The organism is Methylobacterium sp. FW102-HT35C08 (genome assembly GCF_058790235.1).
In genome coordinates this window covers 3,542,413-3,556,833 of sequence record NZ_JBYTCL010000002.1, presented here as the reverse complement: position 1 = coordinate 3,556,833, position 14,421 = coordinate 3,542,413, and the positions used below count along the sequence as shown (strand labels likewise).

The window sequence follows — 14,421 nt, the reverse complement described above, 5'->3', positions numbered from 1 at the left end:
GACATACGTCCGCTTTCGGGAGCCGCACGGCCGCGCGTGAACGACTGCTGTGGGTCGGAAGCGGCCGCTCGCTGCGGGTACCAAGCCTCTGATTTGAACCACTAGATCAAGGTGCCAGCCGGTCAACCGGTGACCGACCGAACAGCGCGGCTGACAAGCCTCGCGAACCCTTCGGCGTGGCCGAGATCAGACTGCGTAGGTGCGAAGTCGTCTGTGATGCTGTCGAACCGGTCGATTGACACACGTCAAAATTGCACGTCTGTGCGCAACTAAATTGCGCATCATCGTGTTTGAAGAGCGCCGACGCTTCGAACGCCCCAGCCATACCGATCTGAAAGCCAACGTCGAGTGACCGCACCCGTGACCGCCCAAATTGCGCCCAAACTCGCGACCGACGCCGATCGAACGGTCGGCAGCCGTATCGCCGCGCTTCGAGCAGCCCAGGGCTTGAGCCAGACCGCTCTCGGAAACGCCCTAGGCATTAGCTTTCAGCAGGTTCAGAAATATGAGAAGGGCCGCAACCGCGTCGGTGCCGGCCGACTCCAGGCGATAGCCGACGTCCTGAAAGTCCCGGTCGAAACGTTCTTCGCCCGTCAGCCGCAGTCGGACGGGCCCGGCTCTGGAGCGACACCCTTCCTCGACGATCCGGAGGTGATGGAACTCGTGATGGCCTTCACGAGCATCACGGACAGTACCACCCGGACCGGAATCCTGGCTGTCGTGAAGGCAACAGCTAGCCTCCAGCCGAAGTTGGACCAGGCCTAGCCGCGCCCCTTCGCCGCGATGGCCCTCGACGGGCGGCTCCCTGATCTCAACCGACCGCGATTGGAACGCTGACGCTCACATCGACCCGGCAAACGACCCCGTCTGCGCCATCCAGAACATCTAGATGCCACGTATCACCGAGCATCTGGCGATGCCCCTCGTCCTTCAGGATCTCGCCAGCGAGCTGGACACCCATAAGTCGCGCGGCGTTCTGATCGGCCAGTTCTGTGCCCTCGGTGTCAATCTCGCAGCGACCATCGTGGACGTTGAAGAAGTAACGCGGCACCCGCGCCTCCATCCTGGCTCCATCATCGGCAAACCCACGCCCAAGACGATAGTTCGGTCCAGTTTCAGACAGAGTTAAGCGTCGCCGAGCGAAACACGTGCCACCGGCGCCTCAGCGCGCTCGGGCTGCGAACTCCCAGACCGGCGGCCCGCAGGTCTGACCCGGCTTCGTCCGGTAGCCGCTGAGCGGTCTCAAGCGCTATGCGACGAGCCCATGCCTCTATACGACAGTGAACAAGCATCCGCAGGCGTGGGACTGCCAGAGATGAGCAATCCAGAATCCGACGCCTGCTTCCGAGAGCGGCTACTGCGGGTCGTGGCCGACAAGGATCGCGCCGCCGCTAAGGTAATGGCGGGCGCCTACCTCGATGCCCTTGGCCGCAAGTACAATCGTTTCAGGACCGGCGTTCCGCTGAAGGGCTTTGATGCCGGGCGGACCCGTTCGTGATGTTCCGCGCCAGGGCCGGAGGTGTCTAACGGCATCGCTCGCTAGGCGATGGCTCATCTCGCCGCCTCAACGATCGCACGGTGCATCGCTGCGTCCTGCTTGGCCCTCGCCAGGATAATCCGCGCCGCTGTCCGAGCGTTAGCTGCTCGCTTCTTGGCTCCGGGCTTCCCGTCCCGCAGGGCTCGATTGGACATATTCCGAAACCAGTGCGCGTCGGCGATCGCTATCGAGCAGCGTTCGGCTAGCGTGCTGTACTCGGCCGGGTCCCGGCTCGTAGTGGCTGGCACAGCGGCATCCTCTTCGAGAGGCGATCGAGCCGCAGTGGCAACAACCATACCATCGGCGTCCGGAATGCGAGCGAAGCCGCCGGTTGCGGCCACGGGGACGGATTGGGGTCACCCCCAGATGCCAAGACCCCCAGGGTGTGCAGGAGAGCCGCTGCAGGCGACAGCACCGAGGAGCGGACAGCATCATTATGGCCGCTCGGCCCCGCCCCGATCTGCTCACGGGGCGGGGGAAGGCGTCACCGATCCGAGCCGCTCAGCAGCTTCTCGACCGTGGTCATGCCGGCGGCCCGAGCCTTCTCCGCGGTCGGGTAGCTGCGGTCCGAACGCTGGGCGAGCTTGTCGTGCTTGCGGATCGCCCAGTTGTAGGCCCCGCCTTCTTCCTTCGGAGGGATGACCTCCACCGAGTAGGGATGGATGTTCGTCTCGCTCTGGCTCATGGCCGCGTCATGCCACGGGTGCTCAATGGCGCCAAGGCCGAGCCGCCTCCTTGCTCTGCTCACAGGGCGGGCGAGCGTCCGACGTCGCCGAGTTAATCATCATTTCATGCCGACACCGACGGCGAATTTTGGTCGTGAGACCGCGTTGTCGCCGCCCGCCACGCTTATGGATCAGCTCGTTCGCGCTCGTACCAACCGCGCCCGCAAGAAGCATCATCTGGCCCGTGTCATAGCGTCCGTGATCCTGGCTGTGGGGCTCTGGCTCGTCATCTACGCGGTGTCCGGTCGCGTCATCTGGATCTGGTAAGCCGCACAAGGAAGCCCACCGTGGTTAGGTCAGGCGGGGGAGCGTCCGATCTCACCAGCGAGTGAGCCGAGCCGATACGCAACTCGGCTCGGCGGCTGCTTGCGACCCATTGCGGAGGTCGGAAACCTTCGCTGAGAAACGGTGCTACTCGATCGCCTCGTTGGCTTTCCTCTCCGGCGCCTTCTCAATGACGATGAGCACAGAGCCGCTCAGGATGCTCTTACCGGCTGCGTCGCGAACTTCAGCCCGGTACTGGGCAGCGGGCCGCCCCTTGTGCTCGAACCTGAGCATGTCGGCCAAAGTCTTGCGGACAACCGCCCACACGGCAGCCTCGTCCGGCAATTCGTGGCCGACGTCATCTATGGCGACGATGCTGTCGAACGTGTCGATGAAAAAGCGAGGCATTAGGCCCTCCGCGCCGCAGGCGGGAGCACGCGCCTCTCCCAGCCGCCAGCGCCTACGATCAATCGGCCGACAGTTCCTTCCTGTGCCACATGCAACCGAAGAGCGCTATAACGCACGTTTAAATTGCACGTTACGTGGCTGCGAGAGCTGAAGTAATTGAAGCCGCGCGCCACAACTGCTGATAGAAGCTTAAACGCCTCACATATGTAACAAAGCGGAACTTGTTTTGGATTGGGGTTTTGCCCCGCGCGCACAGAAGAGCGGTATCGGAGCGACGATCGGCTGATGGCGGGAGGAAGCCTCACGGTTCCTCGGTTTCAGCATGGCCGAGCCGCGAGGGGAGCGAATGTCCAATCCGCTGATCATGAAGCTGGAATACGGGGCGCGTCTGACAGACAACGACCGTGCCGTCCTCCAGGACCTCACCAGAAAGACCCGCCGTGTCCCACGGCGTTCGGACATCAGCACCGAAGGCGAGCGGCCCGAGAACGTGCACCTCGTCATGGAAGGCTTCGCCTGCCGCTACAAGACCCTTGCCGATGGACGGCGCCAGATCATGGCTTTCCTGGTGCCGGGCGATTTCTGCGACCTGCACGTCGCCATCCTCGGCGAGATGGACCACAGCATCGGCACCGGTTGGGGCTGCACCATCGTGGACCTCCCGCGCTCCGCGATCGAGGATCTCACAGCCCACCATCCCCGAATCACGCGCGCGCTGTGGTGGGCCACCCTGGTCGACGAGGGCACGTTGCGTGCGTGGCTCGTCAACATGGGGCAACGCGATGCCGACCGGCAGATGGCGCATCTCGTCTGCGAGTTGCTCGTGCGCCTGCGAATGGTTGGCCTCGTAAGCGACGGTCGCTTCGCATTCCCGATCACCCAGGATGATCTCGCAGACACACTGGGTATAAGCGGCGTGCACGTGAACCGGGTTCTCCAAGACCTGCGTTCCCAGGGACTGTTGGAATGGAAGAGCAGGCGCCTTTACATCCCGAACGTAGAGCGGCTGATGGCCTTTGCGGAGTTCAATCCGAAGTACCTCCACCTCAAGCGACGCAAGACTGACGAACATTCGCTCTCGGGCACGTCGTAGACCGGCTTCTGCGGGAACGTCCGCGTTGAGAATGCCACGGCCTGTTCGCCCATTTTTCCAGGCCGAGCGCGAAAGTACCAAGCGACAGATCTGATGGGCCGACATGAACCGACCCGAGACGCAATGCGGCTCGGGAGCAGGATAGTCGGCGACGGCTATCTGAGGCCACGCGAGCGATGCGTGCGACCTTCTCCGGACATTTCATCGATGCGCCAGAAGGATCTCCGAAGCGCCCAGTCAGGCGGCTAATCGGAAGAAGCTCGAGCGCTCACTCGTTCGTCCTTAGTCTTCAAAAACTCATTTTGTGCTCGCAATAGCATGACGCGGATATGCGCTCGTATCTTGAGCCTATTCGAAAGTTCGTAATTAACTTTTCCTTCATCTTCAGCGACGACCGTCATTACGGAATCCTTCGGAAACTAGGGATGATCTGCAATACTTATGATCGCAATCTATGGACGTTCGTAGCTCTATTTCCATCCCCATCCCTATGCGGCTTCCCACGATTGATCTATGTTTGCCAGAGGGGAGAGCGCTAGTCGGGGGCAGAAATGCTCAGACGGTTCTATTTCGACGTTGGCAACGGCCAGGAGGCAATCCGCGACGAGGAAGGCGTCCAGGCCGAGGACCTGAAGCAAGCGCTGGCCGACGCATATGACGTCATCAGCGAGATGGCGGACGATCTGGGCGCCGCCGATCTCAATAACTCGTGGACGCCGATCGTGCGGGATGAGACGGGATTGACGGTCGCGCACGTGCCAATCGGACTGTTCTCCATCTCGCACCGGATGCCCTAGCGAGGCTGAGCAGCTGTTTGCATTAATTCAGACCGCCGCAAAGAAATGCCCGGGCCGGCAAACCGGTTGGGCTTTCTAGATCCAGGCATCGACTATCGCAGAGGTGGGATCCCTACGGATCATGCGGTGCAGCGAACGGTTGAATTTGGCTACGTCGGCCTGTCCAGCGAGCTAACAGCTGGAGAGAGCGTCACGAAGAAATCGAGCCTGAACAGTATCAGTTCTGTCCCATCTGTGACTTCCATTCGCCATTCCTGGCCAAGGCTCTCCAGTCTCGCACCTTCTTCAAGAAGCACGCCCGCATACCGGATAGCTTCTCGTCGCGCGAATATGGTGTCCGGCAACTCGACGCCCTTTTTGTCCAGAAGGACGACGCCGTCATAGACATTGAAGTGGTAGCGCGGCACGTGGTTCTCCCGCCGTTGAAAGGCGGGGGCGGCGCCCTCACTCGTGCACATGCCTAGGTTAGGGTGCGCGATTGCCAGCAGGTTGGCATGGCAAGGCAGGACGCGATACTAACAATGTTAGAAAGGGTCGAAACCTCGGGCTTGGCGCCCTTCGTAGGTCGGCGACCGTAAGCACTGAACTGACCGCGAGGCGGGCGCACGAAAAAGGCCGCCTGGCGGACCGGGCGGGCTGAGGTTGTGAGATAGCCCGCCTCGCCAAAGCACGAGCAACCCGGAGAAGGTCCTAGCAGAACGTCCGACAAAAAGAAGCCCGCCGCGGCGCTATGCCGAGCGGGCTCCCGCAGATCCAGCCCCGAGGGGGGTATAGAGGCTGGATCCGAATAGCTCGTACTGCACGACACCAGAACGGAAAAGCCCCGCGCGGCGGTGCCGGCGGGGCTGGTGGGGCTGGTGGGTTTCAGCAGCTTACTAAGCCGCGGCCTTCTTCGACTTACGAGCCCTAGCGGGCTTCTCAGCCGGCGCAGCTGCGGGTTCAGCAGCCTTCTTCCGGCCGCGGGCCTTCGGAGCCTCAGCGATAGTCTCGTCGGCAGCTGTAGCTTTCGCCGAAGCTTTTCTATTCTGGTTACCGAGGCCGAGCGCCAGCGCAAGCTTGGAGCGCTGCTCGGAGTAGCTAGCCGCTACAGTCGGGTAGTCGCGCGGCAGGCCGTAGCGCTGGCGGTACTCCTCGATTGTCAGCCCGTTGCCGCTGAGGTGCCGCTTCAGCGTCTTGTACGGCTTGCCGTCGATGAAGCTGATCAGCGCGTCCGGCGTGATCGACTTCCGGATCTGCGCAGCCGTCAGCTTCTCCGCTTTCGGCTCGGCGGAAGCAGGGGCGCTATTGAGCCCAGCGACCGCAGCGTGAACTTCGGTCAGAAGAGCCGGGAGGTCGGCAGGCCGCACCGAGTTGTTCGAGACATAGGCGGCGGCGATGTCGGCGGTGAGTTGGACGAAATCGAGCTGATCCGGTCCTGAAACTTGCGTGTTCTCGTCCATTTGCATCTCCTTGGGTGCGCGCAAAACGAACGAAGCCGATTCGAGCGTTAGTCAAGTGATGTCTGCGAATTTTCGGCCGAACGCGCCAGATATCGATCTTTACTAGGCTAACTTCTGGTTTTCAAAACCCGCAATGGCCCTTCAACTCCAGTCGGAAAGATCCTCCTCCACTCCGGGCTCAGTCACGCCCTGTTCGGCGATCCCGCCGTGGCCGCGGATCTTCAGCGACGTGGCCCGTAGTCCAGCCCTGCGGAGCCCCATCACCTCGATCTGTCCGTACAAGCCCATGTCGGCGAGCCGGCCCACGTCGAGATCGAACTCCTCGGCGTGCTGGCCGCTCGGTCCCGCCCCGATCTGCGCCGGACTATCCGAGCTGATTCGACTTTGGGAATATCGAGATCCGAATTTTGCCGCAGACGGCTCCGCGATTCCGTTCAGCCAAACAATGCAACGGGGCGCGGCCGAGCCGGTTGCAGGGTACCCTCTGACTTATCTCGGCTTCGAACACCCGCTCACCGTCCCGCCAGCCCGACCTTCGCCAGCACGATCGCTCCGAAGGCCAGCAGCGCCGCCGAGGCCAGTCCCCAGCCGATCTTGCGTAGGTCCAGCACCTGTCCGGCCACTTCGGCGAGCCCCTTCGCGGCTTCCGCCTTCGCGCCGTCCACCGCCTTGTCGATCCGGCGCTCGATCTCGTTGCGGGCCACGAACAGCTCGATGTCGCGCCGGTAGGCCACGCCCTCGAGCTTCTCGTCCATCCGGTCGAGCTTGCCGCTCAGCGCATCCATCTGACGGCCGGTCGCCTCGACCCGCTCGATCAGGCGCCCGATCCATTCGGGCAGATGGTTCGCCATGGCTCCGGTCTTTCGCTCGCCGTGGCCCGGACGCGCTGTTGGGGCCCGCGACGGTGTCGAGCGGCGTCCGCGCCAGGGTGGCGTTTCGGCGCTCGATGACCTCCAGCTGCTTCTCCAGCGCCTCGGTGACCCGGTTCGCCTCGTCCACCTGCCCGCGCAGGCGCGAGGCGAACAGGCCTGCTGCGGTTCTTCGGTGTCGAGAGCGTGCCGGATCTACCGGCGGCCCGATTCAACGAGGTGCTCGCCTCGATAAAGACCACAGTGGCCAACCGCGCTCGCCAGCAGGAGGGCCGCTGACATGGCCGATATGGTCCAGGGCACCCCGAATGGCTGGACGCGCGCTGCGGCAAGGCCACGGCCTCGCGCATCGCCGACGTGCTGGCGGTGAAGCGCGACGGCAAGCCGACCGCGGAGCGCGAGCGATACCTGATGGAGCTCGTGGGCGAGCGCCTGACAGGCCGCACGACGCAGCACTACCTCACCGCCACGATGCTGGAGGGTTCGGAACGGGAGCCGCAGGCCTGCGACGCCTACGAGTTCCTGTACGGCCTCGACACCGTGAAGGTCGGGTTCGTCGAGCACCCGAGCATCGCCATGGCCGGGGCCAGTCCGGACCGACTCGTCGGCGCGGATGGCATGGTCGAGATCAAGTGCCCGACGTTGCGCACGCACCTCGACACGCTGCTCTCGGGCGAGATCCCGGAGGATCACCGGCCGCAGATGCGATGGCAGCTCGCCTGCACCGGCCGGGCGTGGTGCGACTTCGCCACCTGGCACCCGGGCGTCCCGGCCCACCTCCGCTTGTGGGTGAAGCGCCTGCACCGGGATGACGCGCAGATCGCGCGGGACGAGGCCGCGGTAAGCGCCTTCCTCGACGAGATCGAGGCGCGCGTGTCGCGCCTTCTGACGGTCGGCACGGCAGAGGCGGCATGAACGCCTCAGCCCCTATCGATAACGCCGATTGGCAGATCCTCGCCGGACGTCTTCCCATCCGGAAGCTGCTGCTGAGGGCCACCATCCTCGATGAACTTCTCCCTGCTGGCTTTTTCAGCTGCCGTAACGTCTTCGAGGGACGGAGCAACGCCGTTCTTTTCGCCGTCAGTCATCGCGCTCTCCCATTTTCTCCTGGGGGCGGACGATCGAAACCTTGTCGTGGCGACCGGCCGTCAGCGGACGGCTGCAGCGCCGCCCGATCCATTGAGAATCAAGCGATTGATAGTGCTGCTCGTTCCCTGAACACTTCACTGAGCTGTGCCGCCACCCGTCTTTCGCACGGGCCGCGCAGGATCAGCACGCTCCACAAGCGAACGTGCCTCGATCCGGTGGGGCATCCTGCTGACGCCCATCATGGATCGCAGCTTCGCGGTCACGCCGATCAGCACCAGCAGCCCGATCACCAGAGCGAAGACGGTCAGCGTGTGCCGGATCGCGTCGTCATACTGCCGTCCGGCATGGAAAATCAGCCAACCGACGCCGACGAACGTGGCGGCCGAGATCAGCGGCAGCGTCGGGTCCGACATCACCATCATCGGCTGCACTCGACACGGACGACGAATCTCCGCGCCGATGAGGTCGACGGAACGCCTTTCAGCGGTCTGCGGGCGTCGATCATGCCTCGATGCGCCAGCGCTCGCTCACCGCGCACGATTTCAGGCCGAGACGCTGCCCGCCGTCAACTGGATGATCTCGCTCGCGGCGCTGCTGGGGCAGAGCGTCACCAACCCGACGCCAGCCGACACGACGGCGAGTATCAGCAGCAGGAGCAAGGCTTCGCGCAGTTCCGCAGCGTGCCCCTCAGTATGACGGAGTGTGAATGCCCCCAACGCGAGCACCGCGAGCAGCGCGACCGGGACGACGAGAATGACGGGCATCGGGCGCTCCTGGCGAGCACACAACGCCCACATCCACCACAAGTTGCCGCGGAGGCCCGCAGCAAGCAGGAGCAGCCCGCCGTGGATCAGGCGGTCAGACCTTCCTCGGCCAGCATCTGTTCGAGCGCACGACGAACCGCAGCGAGCCCGACAGCCGCTGCAATCTCGCTAGGCGGAAGCCTAGGGAGCCGAAGCGCAGGCTCGGCAAAAGTCGCCGGACTCACTCCATTCTGCCGCTTCACGCGGACCGCCACGGCAAATGGAAGCCCATTGACGCTGCCGCTCATTACCGCTCGTCTCCCTCTTAGGTACCAAGTACTGGCTCCCGATAGGTCGCAGGATGTTCTGCTGACCTGCGGAAAGAATACGGCGTGTCGAGCCTTCAGTTTTGATCTTTGTCAGATCGATGATCATGCGCTCTTGAGGTGGCGAGCTGACCTCGAAAGCGGCATGACGGAGGTGCGGTCATGAGCCCCGTCAACCAGAACACCGCGCGCACAAACCGCGAAGGGTGTCCAATACAGGTTACCTCCGCTCCGGATGCGCCGAACGGAGGCAGAACGGCACCGTTCCGCACCGGCGACGGTATCTTGCACAGGCCGTCCGGCGAGACCTGGGCCTGCGCCTTGACCGCCCCGGAGACCGGCTACCTGTCCTGGCTCGGCTGGCCGCCGGTCGGGCAAGCCCTCATCGCCGACTGCGAGTTGGTGGCAGCGGCAAGGGACGAGACACACCGCGAGTGGCTGCGCGAGCTGAAGAAATCCCGGCGACGCGACGCTGCTCGGGCGCTGCGCCTCTGCGGCGATCCGAAGGAAGCCACCGTGCTGCGGGAGCCGGGATCTGATGAGGTGCGCCGATGATCGGCCGCACCTACCTCGAAACAGGCTCGCCTGTCCGCATCCTGATCCGCTGAGGCCGGACCGGCGCCGCACCCAACGCGCCGATCGGCAAGCTAGCCGGCTTTTACTGAGGCCGTCGCCACGCGCCGCATAACGTCCTGATCGAGCGCGAGAACGGGAGCCGGGTCGTCCGGCCGTTCCGCGAACGGCGCAAGCTGCCGGAGGTGCGCCATGGGTGAGTACATCCAAGCTGACACAACCGCCGTCGAGCCTCGCTCGGCCCGCAATCGCTCACGGGCCATCCGGCCACGTCATCATGGAGCCTATGACTGTGATACACAGCGTTACAGCAGTGATGACCAGGGCTACTGTGACGGTATTTTGATGCTTGCGCGTTGCGAACAGCACATAACAACCCGCAAGAAACAAAATTGTCAGAGCAGCAGGCGAGGCGAAGATCTGCATAGGTTGGTAAACCGTCGGGTAAACACCCGCTCCTGTCTCCGTTTGTTTCAGCGTGTCATTGATGGCGGCGGAATGATCCGAGCGCGACGGAGCTTCCTGTACGTCTCAGAAAGGCTCCTTCGGTGCTACGGCTGCGGGCGGCGTCCCCGGCTTGTCTGCGAGGTCGCTGCGCACGCGAACGCCATCCCAAGATTTGGCATCCGGCGTTCTAACGCGGTCAGGGATCGTAGCAGTCGCTTTCGGCATATTCGACGTACCATCCTGCGAGCCGATCGGCGGATCAGCTACAGTTTGGGCGGCTGCAGGCATGCTTATGGCCAGGGCAGCCAAAGTTGTGAATCTATAAAGAGAGTACATTTGGAGTTCCTCCGCGAGGGGGGGGCGACGACGATCTCATCGATCAGGCAAAGTCCTGATCACCAAGATTTATAACTCCGTTAGCGATGCCATCTCGGGCATACCTTCGACCGGCCGCATCCTCGATTTCACCCTGGTAATCTTCAAAGAGATCGATCGGATCGGAGTCTTCTTCTCCAAACCAGTCCCGCAGGGTATTAATCGGAATTCGACACGGGAGAAGCCGACGACCGTCCGACATCGCAAAACGAACATGCTCTCGCGTGTTCGCATCGATGACTGGCGGCCAGCCTGGGTAACCGACGATCGACATGGCAATCCTCAGCGAGTTCTAGCCCCATCCCAAAACAATCCGTTTCCTAGACAACGAGTGTGCGAGGCAGAACGAACCCCAAATTGTAAAATTTATTTTGCTGGCACCGATATTCGCCAAAGAAAAATATGGACCTCTGCGCGCCATATCGAACCTATGCGAGCGGCCGACGCCTCAATCCGCGAATTCTGCAACCTCATTCGTTGGCAACCGCTCGCCCCGGCCGACGCGCTCGACATCGCGGGGGCGGCATGAGCGCGGTCAGCCGCAGGGCCTTTCTCTCGGCTGCCAGTGCAGTCGCTGTCGTTGCTGGGCTGCCGGCGGGAGCAAGCGCTCCCGCCGCGCCCGTGCCGGCAATCCCGCGTCGGTTGCCGACGCTGGCTGATCTGAAGGCCTGGTCGGAGCGTGCGTTGGCCGTCCTGCAGAAGCACTGGCCCGAGAACATCTACGGTGAGGTGTTCCTGTCCGAGGGCGACAGCCCACATGGCCTGCGGATTTGGTGCGACTGCCCGGGTCGGTCAGAGGAGTGGTGCTTGCGCTGCTCAAGCGTTCTGCCCGGCACACCGATGATCGGCGCCATGTCTGGCTATTACGAGCCCGAGTGGGACGAGCGGACCACCGCCGGCATCCTTCAGGACGTCGTGTGGTGGAGCGAGAGGCCGGTCGGAATCAGCGACTCTGAGTGGGTCGAAGCGCTGGCCGTCGTCGGCATGACGCCGGAGGCGCACGTCGAGCGAATGGCGGATCTTGCCCGGCAGATAGGCGAGGACGGCGCCGTCTGGGACCGCATGGCTGCGGAGTGGAACCGGGAGCATGAGGAGGCTGCGCATGGCCGAAGGCCCCGATCCCGGCCGCACGGCCTACGAAGCCCGCTTCGCCGACCATGGCCCGCGCGAGTTCGACCCGTGGAACAGCCTGACGCCGGTGGTGAAGGCGATCTGGGCGCGGGTGGAAGCGGCGAGCCGCGTCGGCGGCGCGGTCTACACTGGCGACACCCGGCAGTTGCACGCCGACCTGCTGATGGTCGCCGACGAGTTCGCCCGCATGGCGGCCCACGCCAAGACGCTCGGGCCGAAGGGCGCCGTCTGGGTCGAGAGCGCGGATCTGCTCATTGCCCTCTACCGGAACGCCGCGGTCGCGCTGGCCACGGCCGAAAGGGACAGCAGCGAATACGCCGATGCCATGGACGCGCGCATGGCCGACGCGATCACCATGGAGCGCATCGGCTCAGCCCTGGCCGCCTTCGCCCGCATGCACGCGATGGCTCCGCCGGAAGGCGTGCGGCTGAGCGGATGGCACCCGGCCATCACAGCCGCCCGGACGGCGCTGAAGGATGCTGGGCTTCAGCGGCTGCTTGACCGATCACCCGGGAGTGCCCGCGACGCCGGGCTGAAGGAGCAGGGAGGGGGCAGTGCCGCGTAGTGTACCTCGCGCGCCCACCGTGCGGTTCTCAATCGACCCTGCCGACATCCCGGCAGAGAAGGTGGGCCGCCGTCTGCATCTCACGCTCTCACAATTCGAGGCCTGCAAGACGCGCCTTTTCATGCGCGGCTTTCCGCGGCCGGATCCCGACACCGGCATGTACTGCCTGGAGGCGATCGACCGCTGGCGCCTGCACCGGCATCCAAGCCAGTTTCCAGAATTGGCGGGCGCCGATTCGGCGGTGTCATCTCCGGCTCCGGAGAAGGATCTCGGAGCGATGGCCCGTGAAGCCTACAGGCGGCAGGCCCCGGAGTGGCGCCGGAATGGTCGATCTACCGCGCCACGTGCGCGGCCGGCCGAACCCGTCGGGCCGGATGTACTTCAGCTTCGAGCGTTATCGCGGCACGCCGCGCGCATGGCCGGTCGTGCCGCTTCTCGACGCGCCGCAGGACGATGCTTTCTGGCGCCGTTGCCGGCAGTGCGAAGCCTTGATCGCCGAGCCGACCGGCGCAGACTGGGCCTGGGCTTGGACGGGCTCTTCGGAGCGGGCATATCCGCTGCCGCAGCCGCGAGGGGAGGGTGGTCCGGTGGCCTTCTGGGCGGCCGTGGACGCCGCCGAGATCCGCGACCGAACCGATGACGGCCAGACCCGGAAGACGTTCGACGCACTGATCAACGCCTACAAGTCGCATCCCGCCTAGAAGAAGCACGCCGCGCTCACCAAGCGCGACTACGACCGGCACCTGAAGGCCATCAGCGAGGCCTGGGACAGCGAGCCTGTGGCCGCGCTCACATCGCCGGCTGCCCAAGCGGCGATCGACCTCCGGTCCGGTACGCCGTCGGGCGCCCGCTACTTCCGGGCCGTCCTATCCAAATTGCTCTCGGTCGGCGGGGCGCGTGGCTCCTGCACAGCTAACGTCGCGCGCATAACCGAGAAGGTCGAGCACGAGGTCGAGCCACATAAGCCGTGGTCAGACCGGGCCTTTAAGGCGTTCTTCGAGCACGCGCGGCCTGGGCTGCATTTGCCCGTCTACTCCACCCTCTACACCGGCCAGCGCTCGGTCGACGTGGTGCCGATGCTGCGGCCGGCACCTGGCGCCAATGCCATCGAGCTGATCGCGAGGAAGACCGGCGCTCAGGTCTTTGTGCCGATCCACTCGGAGTACCGCGAGATCCTCACCCGCACGCACATCGACCATCCCGCGCTGCATTTGCGGGAAGATGGCCAGCCCTGGACGCTCGCCGCCTACCGGACCGCGTGGCAGCGCGAGGTCACGTCGAAGACCAGCAAGGGCACGGCGGCGCCCGTGACGGCGGCGAAGGCCGCGGCGATGAAGACGCTGCGCGACGGCGCCTTCGTGTTCCACGGCCCGCGCGAGAACGCCGTGAACATGCTTCTGGAGGCCGGAAACACGGAGGCCGAGGTGTCGGCCATCGTCGAGATGTCGGAGCAGATGGTGCGCCACTACAGCCGTGACGTGAACAAGCGCCGGCTCGCGATCAACGGAATGCGCAAGCTCGAGGAATGCTGGAAGGAGACGCGGGCCAACTTGTTTGGAGGTGGGGGTGCGCACTGATAAGCGGCCGCTGAGGTGTGTCCAAACTTATCCGAGTCAGTCCGCGATTTCGCTCATTGTGACCTTGAGGCTTGGACACAGCACTCGCTGACATAACTGGGTTTTTCGAGCCGAACAAATAACTTTTAATCTGTAGGTCCTGGGTTCGAGTCCCAGCGCGCTCACCATAACCTACAGGTACTTATCCGGCGCGGCCGCGGCGAGCGTGGCCGCTCAGGGTAACAATAGCTTCGCCTCCGACCCAGAAGACAGCTGCTGTGATGGTGCGCTCCTGTTGCCACCGTCGACCCTCGAAGCAAATTATCTCCGTTCCCGACCGCTGATTGACGAGAGCGCTTAGGTCCGAACTGCCAAGCCATATCCGTAGGTGATGGGAGACGAAGGCGGAGTGAGACGCCGCGCCCCAAAAACTGCGGATAAACTTCGGGCGCAGTTCGGGCCGGACCGGCGCGGCTTTGTCGAA

Annotated in this window: 20 protein-coding genes; 9 read left to right on the top strand and 11 right to left on the bottom strand. The window is 63.9% G+C overall.

Annotated elements, in window-relative coordinates; genetic code table 11:
* The first annotated feature begins 360 nt into the window (after positions 1–360).
* Positions 361–765 (top strand): helix-turn-helix domain-containing protein, encoded by a 405-nt coding sequence (locus AC3WSN_RS16955; protein WP_492539489.1) that lies wholly within the window; start codon positions 361–363, stop codon positions 763–765.
* 46 nt (positions 766–811) lie between these two features.
* Here AC3WSN_RS16955 and AC3WSN_RS16950 read toward each other — a convergent pair whose 3' ends face one another.
* Entirely contained in the window at positions 812–1,051 is a 240-nt protein-coding gene (locus AC3WSN_RS16950) for a DUF6894 family protein (RefSeq protein WP_492539487.1), read from the bottom strand.
* Between the two features lie 264 nt (positions 1,052–1,315).
* Here AC3WSN_RS16950 and AC3WSN_RS16945 point away from each other — a divergent pair, with 264 nt between their 5' ends.
* Entirely contained in the window at positions 1,316–1,498 is a 183-nt protein-coding gene (locus tag AC3WSN_RS16945) for a hypothetical protein (protein WP_492539486.1), read from the top strand.
* A 523-nt stretch (positions 1,499–2,021) separates the two neighbouring features.
* On the opposite strand, the gene AC3WSN_RS16940 is transcribed toward AC3WSN_RS16945, so the two are convergent.
* Positions 2,022–2,222 carry a hypothetical protein gene (locus AC3WSN_RS16940; RefSeq protein ID WP_192711645.1) on the bottom strand — a complete coding sequence of 67 codons (201 nt, stop codon included), beginning with the start codon at positions 2,220–2,222 and terminating at the stop codon, positions 2,022–2,024.
* Between the two features lie 451 nt (positions 2,223–2,673).
* Positions 2,674–2,934, bottom strand: a complete 261-nt coding sequence (locus AC3WSN_RS16935; RefSeq protein ID WP_192711646.1) for a DUF6894 family protein — start codon at positions 2,932–2,934, stop codon at positions 2,674–2,676.
* Between the two features lie 346 nt (positions 2,935–3,280).
* On the opposite strand from AC3WSN_RS16935, the gene AC3WSN_RS16930 reads away from it, so the two are divergent.
* Together AC3WSN_RS16930 and AC3WSN_RS16925 are read left to right on the top strand one after the other, a co-directional pair.
* A complete protein-coding gene (locus AC3WSN_RS16930) occupies positions 3,281–4,027 on the top strand; it encodes a Crp/Fnr family transcriptional regulator (protein WP_492539483.1) in 747 nt (248 codons plus the stop codon).
* A 551-nt stretch (positions 4,028–4,578) separates the two neighbouring features.
* Positions 4,579–4,824, top strand: coding sequence for a DUF6894 family protein (locus AC3WSN_RS16925; protein WP_492539481.1), 246 nt, complete (start codon positions 4,579–4,581; stop codon positions 4,822–4,824).
* Positions 4,825–4,973: 149 nt separating this feature from the next.
* Here AC3WSN_RS16925 and AC3WSN_RS16920 read toward each other — a convergent pair whose 3' ends face one another.
* From AC3WSN_RS16920 to AC3WSN_RS16905, 4 genes are all read right to left on the bottom strand, one after another.
* Positions 4,974–5,231, bottom strand: a complete 258-nt coding sequence (locus AC3WSN_RS16920; RefSeq protein WP_492539479.1) for a DUF6894 family protein — start codon at positions 5,229–5,231, stop codon at positions 4,974–4,976.
* A 468-nt stretch (positions 5,232–5,699) separates the two neighbouring features.
* On the bottom strand, positions 5,700–6,263 hold the full coding sequence (locus AC3WSN_RS16915; RefSeq protein WP_492539478.1) for a Ros/MucR family transcriptional regulator: 564 nt from the start codon (positions 6,261–6,263) through the stop codon (positions 5,700–5,702).
* Positions 6,264–6,404: 141 nt separating this feature from the next.
* A complete protein-coding gene (locus tag AC3WSN_RS16910) occupies positions 6,405–6,569 on the bottom strand; it encodes a hypothetical protein (RefSeq protein WP_492539476.1) in 165 nt (54 codons plus the stop codon).
* Positions 6,570–6,775: 206 nt separating this feature from the next.
* On the bottom strand, positions 6,776–7,114 hold the full coding sequence (locus AC3WSN_RS16905) for a hypothetical protein (protein ID WP_492539474.1): 339 nt from the start codon (positions 7,112–7,114) through the stop codon (positions 6,776–6,778).
* A gap of 375 nt (positions 7,115–7,489) precedes the next feature.
* Here AC3WSN_RS16905 and AC3WSN_RS16900 point away from each other — a divergent pair, with 375 nt between their 5' ends.
* Positions 7,490–8,047: a YqaJ viral recombinase family protein gene (locus AC3WSN_RS16900; protein WP_492539472.1), complete on the top strand. Its 558-nt coding sequence runs from the start codon at positions 7,490–7,492 to the stop codon at positions 8,045–8,047.
* 5 nt (positions 8,048–8,052) lie between these two features.
* On the opposite strand, the gene AC3WSN_RS16895 is transcribed toward AC3WSN_RS16900, so the two are convergent.
* From AC3WSN_RS16895 to AC3WSN_RS16885, 3 genes are all read right to left on the bottom strand, one after another.
* On the bottom strand, positions 8,053–8,220 hold the full coding sequence (locus AC3WSN_RS16895) for a hypothetical protein (RefSeq protein WP_492538546.1): 168 nt from the start codon (positions 8,218–8,220) through the stop codon (positions 8,053–8,055).
* A 135-nt stretch (positions 8,221–8,355) separates the two neighbouring features.
* Positions 8,356–8,643, bottom strand: a complete 288-nt coding sequence (locus tag AC3WSN_RS16890; RefSeq protein WP_492539470.1) for a hypothetical protein — start codon at positions 8,641–8,643, stop codon at positions 8,356–8,358.
* A gap of 120 nt (positions 8,644–8,763) precedes the next feature.
* Positions 8,764–8,985: a hypothetical protein gene (locus AC3WSN_RS16885; protein WP_492539468.1), complete on the bottom strand. Its 222-nt coding sequence runs from the start codon at positions 8,983–8,985 to the stop codon at positions 8,764–8,766.
* A 467-nt stretch (positions 8,986–9,452) separates the two neighbouring features.
* Here AC3WSN_RS16885 and AC3WSN_RS16880 point away from each other — a divergent pair, with 467 nt between their 5' ends.
* On the top strand, positions 9,453–9,845 hold the full coding sequence (locus AC3WSN_RS16880; protein ID WP_492539466.1) for a hypothetical protein: 393 nt from the start codon (positions 9,453–9,455) through the stop codon (positions 9,843–9,845).
* An 844-nt stretch (positions 9,846–10,689) separates the two neighbouring features.
* Here AC3WSN_RS16880 and AC3WSN_RS16875 read toward each other — a convergent pair.
* Positions 10,690–10,959: a DUF1488 family protein gene (locus tag AC3WSN_RS16875; protein WP_492539464.1), complete on the bottom strand. Its 270-nt coding sequence runs from the start codon at positions 10,957–10,959 to the stop codon at positions 10,690–10,692.
* Positions 10,960–11,787: 828 nt separating this feature from the next.
* Here AC3WSN_RS16875 and AC3WSN_RS16870 point away from each other — a divergent pair.
* The 3 genes from AC3WSN_RS16870 (at position 11,788) to AC3WSN_RS16860 (ending at position 13,958) form a co-directional block, all read left to right on the top strand.
* Positions 11,788–12,381 carry a hypothetical protein gene (locus tag AC3WSN_RS16870; protein ID WP_492539462.1) on the top strand — a complete coding sequence of 198 codons (594 nt, stop codon included), beginning with the start codon at positions 11,788–11,790 and terminating at the stop codon, positions 12,379–12,381.
* Between the two features lie 374 nt (positions 12,382–12,755).
* Complete coding sequence (locus AC3WSN_RS16865) at positions 12,756–13,082, top strand: hypothetical protein (protein WP_492539460.1); 327 nt, start codon at positions 12,756–12,758, stop codon at positions 13,080–13,082.
* A 174-nt stretch (positions 13,083–13,256) separates the two neighbouring features.
* The gene (locus AC3WSN_RS16860) at positions 13,257–13,958 is read left to right on the top strand and encodes a site-specific integrase (RefSeq protein WP_492539458.1); all 702 of its coding nucleotides are present in this window, start codon (positions 13,257–13,259) and stop codon (positions 13,956–13,958) included.
* The last annotated feature ends 463 nt before the right edge of the window (positions 13,959–14,421 follow it).